The organism is Pseudaeromonas sp. HNCC25DJ180 (assembly GCF_055413345.1).
Window position 1 is genome coordinate 1 of the sequence record NZ_JBVAYF010000051.1, and the last position, 346, is coordinate 346.

Annotated in this window: 1 protein-coding gene; it reads left to right on the forward strand. The window is 62.7% G+C overall.

Going from position 1 to position 346, the window contains the following annotated elements; genetic code table 11:
• Nucleotides 1-346: hypothetical protein (locus tag ACZYTD_RS17220; RefSeq protein ID WP_463893925.1), on the forward strand; the 346-nt coding region annotated here is incomplete at both ends.

Genomic DNA, 346 nt, shown 5'->3' on the forward strand with positions numbered 1-346 from the left:
GATGGCCCGCCGGTCATCACCATTCCGGACCTGGATGGTAGCGCCAACGCCACAGACTGGACGGTCTCCGAAGCGGCGGCCGCCACCAGTGGCAGCTTTACCATCACGGCGCCGGACGGCCTGAAGTCGCTGACCATTGCTGGTCAGGAGCTGAGCGCCAGTCAACTGGCTAACCTGGTGAACCAGCCACTGGTACTGACCACAGCGGATGGCGTACTCAAGCTCAGCGGCTTTGATGCGGCCACCGGCACCGTCAGTTACAGCTATGACCCGAGCGTCTTGAGTCACCCCAATGGCCAGCCGATTATTGATAGCTTCGCGCTGACGGTGACCGACCTGGGCGGTG